The organism is Streptomyces sp. NPDC002499 (genome assembly GCF_053595415.1).
In genome coordinates, this window is sequence record NZ_JBSFXO010000007.1 from 314,521 (window position 1) to 328,025 (window position 13,505).

13 protein-coding genes are annotated in these 13,505 nt (G+C 69.6%); 1 reads left to right on the top strand and 12 read right to left on the bottom strand.

The features are described from left to right. Positions 1–10 precede the first annotated feature (10 nt). The 11 genes from ACWD5F_RS21535 to ACWD5F_RS21585 all read right to left on the bottom strand — a co-directional run bounded on the left by ACWD5F_RS21535 (position 11) and on the right by ACWD5F_RS21585 (position 11,470). Complete coding sequence (locus tag ACWD5F_RS21535; protein ID WP_451256382.1) at positions 11–2,863, bottom strand: DEAD/DEAH box helicase; 2,853 nt, start codon at positions 2,861–2,863, stop codon at positions 11–13. A gap of 161 nt (positions 2,864–3,024) precedes the next feature. After that, on the bottom strand, positions 3,025–3,975 hold the full coding sequence (gene tatC, locus ACWD5F_RS21540; protein WP_401724936.1) for a twin-arginine translocase subunit TatC: 951 nt from the start codon (positions 3,973–3,975) through the stop codon (positions 3,025–3,027). A gap of 47 nt (positions 3,976–4,022) precedes the next feature. Further along, on the bottom strand, positions 4,023–4,310 hold the full coding sequence (gene tatA, locus ACWD5F_RS21545; protein WP_401724933.1) for a Sec-independent protein translocase subunit TatA: 288 nt from the start codon (positions 4,308–4,310) through the stop codon (positions 4,023–4,025). A 261-nt stretch (positions 4,311–4,571) separates the two neighbouring features. Beyond that, positions 4,572–4,766, bottom strand: a complete 195-nt coding sequence (locus tag ACWD5F_RS21550; RefSeq protein ID WP_450357459.1) for a hypothetical protein — start codon at positions 4,764–4,766, stop codon at positions 4,572–4,574. Positions 4,767–4,785: 19 nt separating this feature from the next. Beyond that, positions 4,786–5,094: a hypothetical protein gene (locus tag ACWD5F_RS21555; protein ID WP_451256385.1), complete on the bottom strand. Its 309-nt coding sequence runs from the start codon at positions 5,092–5,094 to the stop codon at positions 4,786–4,788. Then, the gene (locus ACWD5F_RS21560; protein WP_401724927.1) at positions 5,091–6,155 is read right to left on the bottom strand and encodes a helix-turn-helix transcriptional regulator; all 1,065 of its coding nucleotides are present in this window, start codon (positions 6,153–6,155) and stop codon (positions 5,091–5,093) included. Before ACWD5F_RS21560 ends, ACWD5F_RS21555 begins: the two co-directional genes overlap by 4 nt. 18 nt (positions 6,156–6,173) lie before the next feature. Further along, a complete protein-coding gene (locus ACWD5F_RS21565) occupies positions 6,174–7,127 on the bottom strand; it encodes a helix-turn-helix transcriptional regulator (protein WP_451256387.1) in 954 nt (317 codons plus the stop codon). 130 nt (positions 7,128–7,257) lie between these two features. After that, positions 7,258–7,629, bottom strand: coding sequence for an FKBP-type peptidyl-prolyl cis-trans isomerase (locus tag ACWD5F_RS21570; protein WP_402362048.1), 372 nt, complete (start codon positions 7,627–7,629; stop codon positions 7,258–7,260). Positions 7,630–7,690: 61 nt separating this feature from the next. Beyond that, positions 7,691–8,704 (bottom strand): FKBP-type peptidyl-prolyl cis-trans isomerase, encoded by a 1,014-nt coding sequence (locus ACWD5F_RS21575; protein ID WP_451256389.1) that lies wholly within the window; start codon positions 8,702–8,704, stop codon positions 7,691–7,693. A gap of 135 nt (positions 8,705–8,839) precedes the next feature. Next, complete coding sequence (gene pafA / locus ACWD5F_RS21580; RefSeq protein WP_124002698.1) at positions 8,840–10,201, bottom strand: Pup--protein ligase; 1,362 nt, start codon at positions 10,199–10,201, stop codon at positions 8,840–8,842. 9 nt (positions 10,202–10,210) lie between these two features. After that, positions 10,211–11,470, bottom strand: coding sequence for an MFS transporter (locus ACWD5F_RS21585; RefSeq protein WP_451256391.1), 1,260 nt, complete (start codon positions 11,468–11,470; stop codon positions 10,211–10,213). 116 nt (positions 11,471–11,586) lie between these two features. Here ACWD5F_RS21585 and ACWD5F_RS21590 point away from each other — a divergent pair, with 116 nt between their 5' ends. After that, entirely contained in the window at positions 11,587–12,603 is a 1,017-nt protein-coding gene (locus tag ACWD5F_RS21590; protein ID WP_451256393.1) for a LacI family DNA-binding transcriptional regulator, read from the top strand. 80 nt (positions 12,604–12,683) lie between these two features. Here ACWD5F_RS21590 and prcA read toward each other — a convergent pair whose 3' ends face one another. Beyond that, the gene (gene prcA / locus ACWD5F_RS21595; RefSeq protein WP_450357452.1) at positions 12,684–13,442 is read right to left on the bottom strand and encodes a proteasome subunit alpha; all 759 of its coding nucleotides are present in this window, start codon (positions 13,440–13,442) and stop codon (positions 12,684–12,686) included. Between the last annotated feature and the right edge of the window lie 63 nt (positions 13,443–13,505).

Below are 13,505 nucleotides of genomic sequence, written 5' to 3' on the forward strand. Positions count from 1 at the left end.
ACGAATCAGGTCACCCAACAGACGAGTAGGCGACCACACCCCGCAACAACTGATCAACCGCCTTACGCGCAGCCTTCGCCACAGTCGACCCCTCGGCCGCAGAAGCAGCAGAAACCTGCCCCAGCACATCGATCACCTGCTTGCACCACCGCACAAAGTCCCCGGCCGGCATCTCCGCCTCCCGCAGAACCTCATCCAGCCCCTTGCCCGAAGCCCACATATACGCAGGCCAGGCAAACCCGAGATCAGGCTCCCGCTGCCCGACCCCCTCGGTCTGACTGATCCGGAAGTCCTCCTCAAGGGCATCCAGCCGCCCCCAGATCCGCACCATCTCCCCCAGCGCGGCCTTGGCCTTGCCGGACGGCACCTTGGGAGCCATCGCGTCGTCCCCGACCCGCGCCTCGTACACCAACGCCGAAACGCACGCGGCGAGTTCGGCGGGCCCGAGCCCTTCCCACACACCCGCCCGCAGACATTCACTCGCCAGCAGATCCAACTCGCCGTACAGCCGCGCCAGCCGCTTGCCGTGCTCGGTGACCTCGTCACCCCGCAGATAGTCCAGCTCGGTCAGCAACGCAACGATCCGGTCGAAGGTCCGCGCGATCGTGTTGGTCCGGCCCTCGATCCGCCGCTCCAGCTGCGAGGTGTCCCGCATCAGCCGGTGGTACCGCTCGGCCCACCGCGCGTGATCCTCACGGTCGTTGCACCCATGGCAAGGATGCGCCCGGATCGCCGTACGCAGCCGAGCGATCTCGCGGTCGTCCGCCGCCTGGGCCCGCTTCTTACGGGCCCGCTCCGGCGGGATGTGCCCGGCCTTGGTGCGCAGCGCGGAGGCGAGGTCCCGACGGGACTGGGGTGAGCGCGGGTTGAAGGACTTCGGGATCCGCATCCGCTCCAATGCCTCGACCGGCACCGGGAAGTCCATCGACGCGAGCCGCTTGACCTGCCGCTCGGCGGTCAGGACCAGCGGGCGCGGCCCGTCGTGGTGCTCGAAGCCGCGGTGGCCGTTGGACCGGCCGGCCGGCAGCCCCGGGTCCAACACCAGCGCCAGGCCCGCGTACTTGCCGGTGGGGACGTGGATGACATCTCCCGGCTTGAGCTTCTCCAGCGCCACCGCCGCCTCGGCCCGCCGCTCGACCGCGCCCTGCTTGGCCAACTCGTTCTCGCGGTCCTTGAGCTCGCGGCGCAGGCTCATGTACTCGTCGAAGTCGCCGAGGTGGCAGGTCATGGAGTCCTTGTAGCCCTCCAGGCCCTCCTCGTTGCGCTGCACCTGCCGCGAGATCCCGACGACCGACTTGTCGGCCTGGAACTGCGCGAAGGACGTCTCCAGGAGTTCGCGCGAGCGGTGCCGCCCGAACTGCTCGACCAGGTTGACCGCCATGTTGTACGACGGCTTGAAGCTGGAGCGCAGCGGGTACGTACGCGTGCCGGCCAGGCCCGCGAGGTGCTCGGGGCTGATGCCGCGCTGCCACAGCACGACCGCGTGACCCTCGACGTCGATGCCGCGCCGGCCCGCGCGCCCCGTCAACTGGGTGTACTCGCCGGGGGTGATGTCGGCGTGCTCCTGCCCGTTCCACTTGACGAGCTTCTCCAGCACCACCGAGCGCGCGGGCATGTTGATGCCGAGCGCCAGGGTCTCGGTCGCGAAGACGGCCTTCACGAGCCCGTGCAGGAACAGTTCCTCGACGACCTCCTTGAACGTCGGCAGCATGCCCGCGTGATGGGCCGCGATGCCGCGCTCGAGGCCTTCCAGCCACTCGTAGTACCCGAGGACGTGCAGGTCCTCGTTCGGGATGGACGCCGTGCGCTCCTCGACGATGGCGCGGACCTTCTCCCGCGCCTCGTCGTCGTTGAGCCGCAGACCGGCGAACAGACACTGCTGTACGGCGGCCTCGCAGGCGGCGCGGCTGAAGATGAACGTGATGGCGGGCAGCAGGCCCTCGGAGTCGAGGCGCTCGATGACCTCGGGGCGGCTCGGGGTCCACACCCGCGAGCGCTGTCTGCGCTCCCGCTCGCGGTCGGCCTCGCGCATGGAACGGCCGCGTCTGCGGTCCTGGTAGGACGGGCGCTGCGCCTCCATGCGGGCCAGCCGCGTGAGGTCGGGGTTGACGGCCTTCTTGCTGCCCTCGCCCTCCTCGAAGAGGTCGTACATCCGGCGTCCGGCGAGCACGTGCTGGAACAGCGGCACGGGCCGGTGTTCGGAGACGATCACCTCGGTGTGGCCGCGGACGGTGTCGAGCCAGTCGCCGAACTCCTCGGCGTTCGACACGGTCGCCGACAGGGACACCAGGGTCACGGACTCCGGCAGGTGGATGATCACCTCTTCCCATACGGCGCCGCGGAAGCGGTCGGAGAGGTAGTGCACCTCGTCCATGACCACGTAGCCGAGGCCGAGGAGGGTCTGCGAGCCCGCGTACAGCATGTTCCGCAGCACCTCGGTGGTCATCACGACCACCGGTGCCTCGGAGTTGACGCTGTTGTCGCCGGTGAGCAGGCCGACCTTGTCCGCGCCGTAGCGGCGGCACAGGTCGGCGTACTTCTGGTTCGACAGCGCCTTGATGGGTGTCGTGTAGAAGCATTTCTTGCCCTGCTGGAGGGCGAGGTGGACGGCGAACTCGCCCACGATCGTCTTGCCTGAGCCGGTGGGAGCCGCGACCAGTACGCCCTTGCCGGCTTCGAGCGCCTTGCAGGCCTCGATCTGGAAGGCGTCGAGGCCGAAGTCGTACATCTCGCGGAAGTCGGCGAGCGCGGTGGCCTGCTCGGCAGCGCGACTGCGGGCAGCCGCGTACCGCTCGGCCGGTGAGAGGTCCTCTGTCATCGTGCTTTCGAGCGTACCGGGCCCCACTGACAACAGGACGATCATTATCCGTATCCACCCCTGGCAAACCCCGGATCCCCGCAGCTCAGCGCCCGGAACGGGAACTGCTCACGGCGACCGGTGTGCCCGGCCCGGACGCGAAAGCGGCCGGGTGCGCCCGATGGGCGCCCCGGCCGCGATCCGCGGTGCGAGTGGCTGAGAGAGCGTCAGGTCACGTCGTCGTAGCCGTTGACCCGGTCCGTGCTCGTCTGCTCGGGCAGTGCGCGGCTGGCGGAGACGGTCTCGATCTCGCCGATGTCCTCGGGGGTGAGGTCCAGGTCCGAGGCCTCGTCGTCGTCCGGGCCCTCGGCCTCGCGGCGGCGCTTGCGCCGGTCGTTGACGAGCGAGAAGACGACCGCGGCGAAGTACAGGACCCAGATCGGCCCGGCGAGCGCCAGCATGGTGAGCGGGTCCGTGCTCGGTGTCGCGATGGCCGCGAACACGGTGATGCCCATGATCATCGCGCGCCACCAGCCGAGCATCCGCCTGCCGGTCAGCACCCCGGTGAGGTTGAGCATGATCAGCAGCAGTGGCAGCTCGAAGGAGAGGCCGAAGACCAGCACCATGCGGGTGACCAGGTCGAGCAGGTCGTCCAGCGGCAGCAGGTTGTCGACGTCCTGCGGCGTGAAGCCGATGAGCACCTTCGCCGTGGTGGGCAGCACCCGGTAGGCGAAGTAGGCGCCGCCGAGGAACAGCGGGACGCCGGTGCCGACGAACGCGTAGGCGTACTTGCGCTCGTGCCGGTGCAGGCCGGGGGCGACGAAAGCCCACAGCTGGTAGAGCCACACCGGGGAGGCCAGCACGACGCCGGCCATCAGCGACACCTTCAGAGCCAGCGTGAACGGCGTCAGCAGACCGTTGATCGTGATCTGCGCGCACTGCTTGGTCTTGTCGCCGGAGTTCGCCAACTGTTCGAAGGTCTTGCCGCACCCGATCGAATCCAGCACCGGTTTGGTGATGATGTTGACGATGTCGTTGTAGAAGAAGGCAGCCACGGCCGTGACGATGACGATGGCCAGCATCGCCTTCGCGAGCCGGTTGCGGAGCTCACGAAGGTGTTCCGCGAGGGGCATCCGCCCCTCGGGGTCCCTCTCCTTCTTGCGGGCAGGCTTCAGCAACCCACGTTCCCATCTCGTGCGGCGGGCCGGAGGTCACCGGCCCGGCATCAGGCCTTCGTGGTGTCCGTCGGCTCGGTGACCGGACGCGAGCTGGTCACGTCTCCGGGAGAGGCCTGGATGGTGCGCGGCGCCTGCGTCTGCTCGCCGGTGGTGGGCGCCTGGGCGGGGGCGGAGCTGTTGTTGCCCTCGTCCTTCATCGCCTTGGCCTCGCTCTTGAGGATGCGCGCGGACTTGCCGAGCGAACGGGCCATGTCCGGAAGCTTCTTCGCGCCGAAGAGCAGGATGATGACGACGAGGATGAGAATGATCTCGGGGGCTCCGAGCCTTCCGAACATAAGTCTTTACCTTCTCACCGAGGCGGCTGGGTGGGGGTGCTGTCCGATCGGTCGGACATCTGTCCGATCAACCGTGCTGACAGCGATCGTAACGCTCAGGGGTAAACGTGAGGCAATCCCCGTGCGTACTCCCGGTCCGCGGTCCGCGCCTCGTTCGCCGGGCCGCGACCAGCAGCGTACCTGCCACAGTGCCAAGGGTGACAGGCCGAAGTGACCCAAAACGCCTCCGGCGCACGACTCACACGCCCCGCACAGTGGGGCTCACAGAGAGTCGACAGTGCGCGCGGTGCTCACCGCGGCCTTCTCCAGGTCCTCGGCGGCCCGGTTGATCCGGCGCGCGGCCTCCGTCACCTGCAGTCCCAGGCGCCGCGCCTCCAGAAAGACCCGCACGGCCAGCACTCCGAGGACCGCGAGGCCCAGAAAACCCACAGCTACCGCGAACATCGGCCAGAACATGGAGGCGAGCCTAGAGGGTCTAGAGGGCGGAGTGCAGACGCAGGGTCTTGACCCCGCCGCCCGTCAGCAGCTCGACGATCCGCTCCCCCGCCGGCTTGCGCACCAGACTGTCGCAGTCGGGGCAGGTGAAGGAGTAGAAGGTGGTGCGGCTGGTGGCGCCGATGGCCAGGCGCAGGGCGCTCGCGGTGAGCTCGAAACTGCCCCGGCACTCCGGGCAGCCGGCCCGGAACGTCACCGGGGCGACGCTCCTCATCCCCGCGAAGGCGGACGCCACCGACATCTCCTGCACATCCCTGTCCTGCACACCAGACATCGACGACTCGCTCAAAGCCCCTGCTCCTGCCTGTCGTGGTGCCTGTCGAAGGTTCCGTCCTGAACCGTGCCGGCGCCCCGCGGGCCCTGCGCCTCGACGCCGTCGTACGCCGCCAGCGCCTCCCGGGCCGCCTGGCGGGCGCTGTCGGCGAGGTCGTGCGGCGAGACGATGCGGCCGTCGCGCCCGAGCCGCAGCGCCAGGCGTCGCAGAGAGGTCGGGTCGGGGGTGCGCAGAGTAATACGCAGCCCGCCGTCCGGAAGCTCATCCGCACTGTCGTGCGGGTAGTACTCGGCGACCCAGCGCCCGCCCGGGCCCACCTCCACGACGACCTCCGGGTCCTCGGCGGCGGGCTGCACCAGCGCCTCCGACAGGTCCCGGAGCTCCATCTCGGGCGGCGCGGACGGCTCGTCCAGGATGCGGATCTCGGCGACCCGGTCGAGCCGGAAGGTGCGGCGCGCCTCGGAGCGGCGGCACCAGGCCTCCACGTACGTGTGCCCGACGCTGACCAGGCGGATGGGGTCGATCTCGCGCTCGGTGAGCTCGTCGCGGGCCGGCGAGTAGTAGCGGATCCACAGCCGTCGGCGCTCGGAGATGGCCCGGTCGACGTCCGCGAAGACGCCGCCCTCGGCCTCGAAGGTCACCGAGAGGCGGGAGCTGGCGCCCGCGGCCTCGCCGGCCGCGGTCTCCACCTTGGCGGTGGCCCGCAGCAGCGCCTGCCGGTCGCTCTCGCGCAGCCCCGGCAGGGTGGACACGGCCCGGCCCGCCACCAGCAGCGCGGTCGCCTCGTCGGCGGCCAGCCGCAGCGGCTCGGCCGCCTCCTCGCCGAGCGCGGCGGGGTTGTGCCACCAGATGCGGTCGCCGTCGGTGTCGATGTCGAGGAGGTCGCCGCCCCGGAAGCTGGTGCCGCACATGGGCAGCACGTCGAGGTCGGAGACCAGCTCGTCCTCGGTGATCCCGAACGCGCGGGCGACGTCCTCGACGCGCGCGCCGGGCCGCTCCCGCAGATACGTCACCAGCGAGAGCATCCGCCGGGTCTGGTCGATCGCGCTTGCCGGCCTGACCGGTTTTCCTGCCACTGTGTTGTCCGCTCCCCCTCAGCCCTTGGCCACGGCACGCAGCCGGTCCACCACGTCCGCGCGCAGCTCGGCCGGCTCCAGCACCACCACGTCCGGCCCGAACTCCACCAGCCAGGCGTCCAGCCCGTGCCCGTACGGAATCTCCAACTCGTCCCAGCCGTCGCCGAGTTCCCGCACCGAGGTGGCCTTCGCCCGAAGGGGGTAACCGGAGCCCGTACGCAGCCGGATCAGCGCGGACCGGTCGGCGTTCTCCCCCGCCCAACTCGCCACGGTCTCCCGGACGGTGACGACATCGGGGATCTCGGCGGTGAACTGTCCGGTGCGGCTGCGCACCCGGCCGGTGATCCGGGAGAGCCGGAAGACGCGCTCGGCACTGCGGTCGCGGTCCCAGCCGGCCAGGTACCAGTGGCCGCGCCAGCACTCGAGGGCCCACGGCTCCACGTGCCGGGGCTCGGGGTGGGCGGCGGTCGCCTTGCGGTAGTCGAAGACGACCGGGCGGCGGTCGCGGCAGGCGAGCATCAACGGCTCGAACGCCACTTCGTGCACCGGGATGCGGGGCTCGAGGGCGCCGTGCGCCTCGTAGGGATCGACGTCCTCGGGCAGGCCGGCGGCGCGCAGTTTCTGCAGGGCGCCGCTGGCCGCGCCGGCGAGCCGGGCCTGCTGCCAGACCTTGGCGGCCAGGCCCAGGGCGGCGGCCTCCTCTGCGTCGAGGGTGATGGGCGGGAGGCGGTTGCTGTCGCGGCGGGCCAGGTAGCCCATCTCGCCGTCCAGGTTCTCCACGGTCTCGATGACCAGGCCGAGTTCGCGCAGATCGTCCTTGTCCCGCTCGAACATCCGGTTGAAGGAGTCGTCGCTGCCGGCTTCGAGATAGGCCTCGATGGACTCGCGCAGCTCACGCTTGCTGAGCGGCCGCCGCGTCCCGAGCAGACACAGCGCCAGGTTCATCAGCCGCTCGGCCTTGGCAATGGCCATCGACGCCCTTCGCCTCCCTATGGTGCTTACGGACGTTGACCGTACCGCCCCGCGGTGGCACGGCAAAAGCCGAGGCCCATGCCCGGACAGGCATGGGCCCCGGCTGATCGGGTCCGGTCGGATCCGTCGATCAGACGCCGACCAGGTCGACCACGAAGATCAGGGTCTCGCCGGGCTTGATCGCCGGGGTCGGGCTCTGGTTGCCGTAGGCGAGGTGGGCCGGGATGGTCAGCTGGCGACGGCCGCCGACCTTCATGCCCTGGACGCCCTGGTCCCAGCCCTTGATGACACGGCCGCCGCCGAGCGGGAAGCGGAACGGGGTGCCGCGGTTCCAACTGGCGTCGAACTCCTCGCCGGTGCTGAAGGCCACGCCGACGTAGTGGACGGTGACGGTCTGGCCCGCCTGCGCCACCTCGCCGTCGCCCTCCCAGATGTCCTTGATCTCCAGGTCCGCCGGGGGCTCGCCGCCCGGGAAGTCGATCTCGGGCTTCTCGATGCTCACGTCTCTAGCTCCTGCTTTGTCTGCGAAAAGGCAACACACACAGTCTTACACCCCGTCGGTGTTACATCTTCGCCAGGATGTCGACCGAGAAGACCAGCACGGAGTCCTTCTTGATGCCGCTGCCGGCCGGCGGGCTGTCGCCGTAACCCAGGCTCGGCGGGATGACGATGAGGACACGGCTGCCGACCTTCTTGCCGGTCAGCCCCTGCGCCCAGCCCTTGACGACCTGCTGCAGGGAGAACGACGTGAGCGCGCCGCGGCTGTACGTCGAGTCGAACTCCTTGCCCGTGTCCCACAGCACGCCCTTGTACTGGACGAGCACGGTGGAGTCGGCGGCGACCTCGTCGCCGTCGCCCTCGATGACGTACTCCGCCACGAGCTTGGTGGGCGCGTCCCCCTTGGGGATGTCGATGGAGGGCGCCTTGCCGTCGGTGTTGGTGCCGACCTTCGGCAGCTTCGCGTCGCTCTGGGCGACGTCGGTGCCCTTGGCGGAGCTCTTGCCGTTGAACGTGTCCTGGATGTCCACCACGAACACCAGCGTGTCGGTGCCCTTGATCCCCGCCTGCGAGTTGCCCCCGGTGCCGTAGCCCCAGGTGGGCGGTACGGAGAACTCGACGCGGCTGCCGGACTTCTTGCCCGTCAGGGCGTACCGCCAGCCGTCGATGATGCCGCCCTGGGCGAGCTGGATGACCAACGGGGTCTTGCGGTCGTAGGAGTTGTCGAAGACCTTCGCCGTGTCCCAGACCTGACCGAGGTAGTGGGCCTGGATGAAGTCGTTCTCCGCGACGGTCTTGCCGCCTCCCGCGATGAGCGTCTTGACCGCGAGCTGCTTCGACGGATCGCCGGTGCCCTTGGCGACGGTCGGCTTCGCACCGAGCTTCGTGCCCGCCGTGATGGCCGGCAGCGGGCCGTCGACGATCTTCGGTGGCGGCGGCGCGGAGGCGGAGGCCGAATCCGAGGGGGCGGGCGAGGCGCTGTCGCTGGCCTTGCTCGAGTCGGACTTGTCGTCGTCACCGCATCCGGCGAGCGTGACCAGTCCTGCGGGTACGGCAATCAGTAGGGAGCGTCGGCGCACGGTTAAGGCCTCGTATCGGTCGATCTTGATGATGGCGTGCGCGCAACTCTACGGCGTGCGAAGGGCGCCGCACTGGAAACGTACGGCGCCCGTGTTGCGTTCCGGTCCGTCACCGGAACGCGATGTTCACATCACTCACATTCCCGCGATCAGCTTCTCCACCCGGTCGTCGACGGAACGGAACGGGTCCTTGCACAACACCGTGCGCTGCGCCTGGTCGTTGAGCTTGAGGTGGACCCAGTCGACGGTGAAGTCCCGCCGCTGCTCCTGGGCCCGGCGGATGAAATCGCCGCGCAGTCGGGCCCGAGTGGTCTGCGGGGGCACGGACTTGCCCTCGAAGATCTTCAAGTCGTTGCAGATCCGGGCGGCTTGGCCCTTGCGCTCCAGGAGGTAGTACAGACCCCGCCGACGGTGGATGTCGTGGTAGGCGAGGTCGATCTGCGCGACGCGCGGGTGGGACATGGTCATGTTGTGCTTGGCCCGGTACCGCTCGATGAGCTTGTACTTCATCACCCAGTCGATCTCGGTACCGATCCGGTCGAGGTCCTCGGCCTCGATCGAGTCCAGCGTGCGGCCCCACAGCTCCAGGACCTGGTCCACGACGCCGGTGCGGATGCCACGCCGCTCGACGAAGTCCACGGCCTTCTCGTAGTACTCGCGCTGCACCTCGAGGGCGGAGGCCTCCCGGCCGCTGGCCAGGCGCACCTTGCGCCGGCCGGTGATGTCGTGGCTGACCTCACGGATCGCCCGGATCGGGTTCTCCAGGGTCAGGTCACGCATCACGGTGCCCGCCTCGATCATGCGCAGCACCAGGTCGGTGGCGCCGACCTTGAGCAGCATGGTCGTCTCGGACATGTTCGAGTCGCCGACGATGACGTGCAGACGGCGGTAGCGCTCGGCGTCCGCGTGCGGTTCGTCACGCGTGTTGATGATGGGCCGGGAGCGGGTCGTCGCCGAGGAGACGCCCTCCCAGATGTGCTCGGCCCGCTGGCTCACGCAGTACACCGCGCCGCGCGGGGTCTGCAGCACCTTGCCCGCTCCGCACAGGAGCTGGCGGGTGACCAGGAACGGAATGAGGATGTCCGCGAGCCGGGAGAACTCCCCGTGCCGGGCGACGAGATAGTTCTCGTGACACCCGTAGGAGTTGCCCGCCGAGTCGGTGTTGTTCTTGAAAAGGTAGACGTCGCCCGCGATTCCTTCCTCGTGCAGGCGTCGTTCCGCGTCCACCAGGAGTCCTTCGAGAATGCGCTCGCCGGCCTTGTCGTGGGTGACCAGTTCGGTCACGTTGTCACATTCCGGTGTCGCGTATTCCGGATGTGATCCCACGTCGAGATAGAGGCGGGCGCCGTTCCGCAGAAAGACATTGCTGCTTCGGCCCCATGACACGACACGGCGGAAGAGGTACCGCGCCACCTCGTCGGGAGACAGGCGGCGCTGTCCCCTGAACGTACATGTGACGCCGTACTCGTTCTCCAGCCCGAAAATGCGGCGGTCCATGACTGAACATTACGCCCGATCCCCTGAGCTGAAACGGGGTTCGACCGCACGGTTTGGATCATTTTCCGATGAAGCCGCAACGACCGCGCCCCCTGCGGGAGCTGCGAGGACCCGTCCGGTGGCCAGCAGAACCAGCAGCGACACGGCCCCCGCGGCACCCGGCAAGACGAAGCCCCACACCGCCCCGCCCCACTCGACGACCGGGCCCGCGAGGCCCGTTCCGACCGAGGAACCCACGGTGAACGTGGTCACGATCCAGGAGAACGCTTCGGTGACCGTGCCGCGCGGCGCGTGCCGGTCGACGAGGACGAACGCGCAGGCGAGACAGGGCGCGAGGAAGAGCCCGGCGACGGCCGTGAGCGCCGTCATGGCGACCGGACCCGGCGTCAGCGCGAGCGGCAGGTAACACACCGCCAGAAGGGCGACCAGCACCCTCAGTCGGCGCTCCGGCGGCCCGCTCCACTGCCGCGCGCCGTACGCCGTGCCGCCGACGAGCGCGCCCAGCCCGATGCCGGCCATCAGCCACCCGTACACCGCGTCCCCGCCGTGGTCGTCGGCGTAGGACACGGCGGCCACCGTGATCGAGCCGAGCGCGATGCCCACCGCGAGGAACGCGCCGAGCAGCACGAGCAGGCCCGGCGAGCGCAGCGCGCCGAGCCAGTGCGCCTCGCGCGGCGCCGAACGCCACGCACGCGAAGGCGGCGACACGACCACCGAGAGAGCGCCCAGCACACCGACCACGTTGATGAGCACCAGCGCCGCCTGCGCCGACCACAGCGACACGCACACGGTCACCAGCAACGGGCCGACGGTGAACATGACTTCCTGGGCGACGGCATCCATCGCGTACGCCGTCTGCACCTGGCCCTCCCGGGGCAGGACCGAGGACCACAGCGCCCGCAGACCACCCTCCAGGGGAGGCGTGAAGAGTCCGGAGAGCGCCACGCACGCGTAGGCGAGCGCCAGCGGGTCGGTGCCCGTGAAGGCGAAGGCCGACATGGCGAACGCGGAGACGAGCGCCGCGGGCAGCTGGACGCGCGGCTGCCCGTACAGGTCCACGAACCGGCCCAGCAGCGGCTGCCCCACGGCGTTGGCGACCCCGTACGCGGCGGCGAGCCCGCCCGCGAGGCTGTAGGTGCCGCCCTCCGAACGGACGAACAGCACGATGGCGATCGCGGCGACCGCGCACGGCAGCCGGCCCACGAGCGTGCCGGCGAGCAGGCGGGCGGCATGCCGAGCCCTGAGGATCTCCACGTATCCCGCAGCCATGTCCGCTTCCCCTCGCCCGCAACGTCGACGTTTTACGTATAACTTCTTCTCTCATACGTACCATGTGCGCTGTTCACCAGTCCAGACGAAGGACCAGCCGAAGGAGCAGCCCGACGGTGGCACCAGGCAGCACCCGCCCCACGAGCCGTGACGTCGCCCAGGCCGCCGGCGTCTCCCAGGCCGCGGTCTCCCTGGTGCTCGGCGACAAATGGCGGGGCCGGGTCTCCGAGACCACCGCCGAACGCGTCCGGGAAGCCGCCCGCGACCTCGGCTACCGGCCCAACCTCGCCGCCCGCAACCTGCGCCTGGGCCGCACCCGCACCGTGCTCCTCGTCGTGCCCGCACTCACCACCGAGTTCTTCGCCGGCGTCTACACCGGCGCGGCCCGCGTCGCCGCCGACCACGGCTTCGGCGTCGTGCTCTACCCCTCCCCCGAAGGCATCGGCCCTGCCAGAGACCCCTTCGCGTCCGCCCAGGCGGCCCTGGACGGCGTCATCGCCTCCTCCATGGCCGCGGACGCCCTCACGGCCATCCGAGGCGACCAGCTGCCCCTCGTGATGCTCGACAGCGACCCCGAGGGCAGCCTGGGCGCCGCCACGGTCAACCTGGACATCGCCGACGGCGTCCGCCAGGTCGCCGAGCACCTGCTGGACCTCGGCCACCGCCACTTCCTGCACCTCGCCGCCGACGTGCCGTCCTGGACTTTCGAGGTACGCGCGCGTGAACTGGCCACCCGGGTCGGCGCCATGCCCGGCACCTCCGTACGCACCGTCCGCGCACCCATCTCCATCGACGACGCCCTGACCGCCGCCACCACCGCCCTCGCAGCGCCCGGACCCCGGCCCACGGCACTGGTGTGCGACGACGACAAACTCGCGGCCGGCGCCTACAAAGCCGCCCGGCGCCTGGGCCTGCGCGTCCCCGACGACCTCTCCGTCACCGGCCTCGACGACCTCGCCCTGGCCACCGCCCTCGACCCCGAACTCACCACCGTACGACTGGACGCCGAACTCTTCGGCGAACACGGCATGCGGGCCCTGCTGGCCGTCCTGGAAGGCCGCACACCCGACGCGGGCGACATCCCGGTCGAACTGGTCGTACGCGGCTCCACAGCGCCCCCCAGCGCCTCCTGAACGCCCTGTGCCCCGGCCGTGTCGACGGCCGGGGCACACAGTGGACGGGGTTGCGCGGATGTCGCTCCCTCTCGGAGGGGTCACTCCTCCTCGGAAGGCTCCTCGTCGGAAGCGTCGTCCGTCGTGGCCGTCGCCGAGCCGTCCGCATCCAGCAGACGCGACAGCTGACGACCCACGATCCGCTTGAACTTGCGCTGCTGCGGCCGCGTACGGTCCAGCACCGCGACCTCCAGCCGCTCGGCCGGAATGTCCCGCTGCGTGCCGTTCGACTCGCGCGACAGAGCCTGCACCGCCAGCTTCAACGCCTCCGCGAGGGTCATGCCCTCCTCGTGACGCTGATCCAGATAGTTGCTGATCAACTCGGCGTTGCCACCGACCGCGACCGAACCGTGCTCGTCCACGATCGAACCGTCGTGCGGCAACCGATAGATCTGGTCACCCTCGGGCGTGTCGCCGACCTCGGCGACCACCAGCTCCACCTCGTACGGCTTCTCCGCCGCACTGGAGAAGATCGTGCCCAGCGTCTGCGCATAGACGTTCGCCAGACCGCGAGCGGTCACGTCGTCCCGGTCGTAGGTGTAACCCCGCAGATCGGCGTAACGAACGCCACCGATACGGAGGTTCTCGTACTCGTTGTACTTGCCCGCGGCCGCGAAACCGATCCGGTCGTAGATCTCGCTGAACTTGTGCAGCGCACGGGAAGGATTCTCGCCGACGAAGACGATGCCGTCGGCGTACTGGATCACGACCAGGCTGCGGCCGCGCGCGATGCCCTTACGGGCGTACTCGGCCCGGTCGGCCATCGCCTGCTGGGGTGAGACATAGAACGGCGTCGACACCGGCTATCCGTCCCTTTCTTCGGAGGGTTCCGTCGAGTTCACACGATCACCTTGCCCAAACCC

What these genes read in the sequence shown, in the direction of transcription:
- ACWD5F_RS21585 (WP_451256391.1), bottom strand. Translation starts at nt 11,470, where the DNA reads ATGGCTGCGGGATACGTGGAGATCCTCAGGGCTCGGCATGCCGCCCGC.
- pafA (WP_124002698.1), bottom strand. Translation starts at nt 10,201, where the DNA reads ATGGACCGCCGCATTTTCGGGCTGGAGAACGAGTACGGCGTCACATGT.
- tatA (WP_401724933.1), bottom strand. Translation starts at nt 4,310, where the DNA reads ATGTTCGGAAGGCTCGGAGCCCCCGAGATCATTCTCATCCTCGTCGTC.
- ACWD5F_RS21550 (WP_450357459.1), bottom strand. Translation starts at nt 4,766, where the DNA reads ATGTTCTGGCCGATGTTCGCGGTAGCTGTGGGTTTTCTGGGCCTCGCG.
- ACWD5F_RS21565 (WP_451256387.1), bottom strand. Translation starts at nt 7,127, where the DNA reads ATGGCCATTGCCAAGGCCGAGCGGCTGATGAACCTGGCGCTGTGTCTG.
- ACWD5F_RS21535 (WP_451256382.1), bottom strand. Translation starts at nt 2,863, where the DNA reads ATGATCGTCCTGTTGTCAGTGGGGCCCGGTACGCTCGAAAGCACGATG.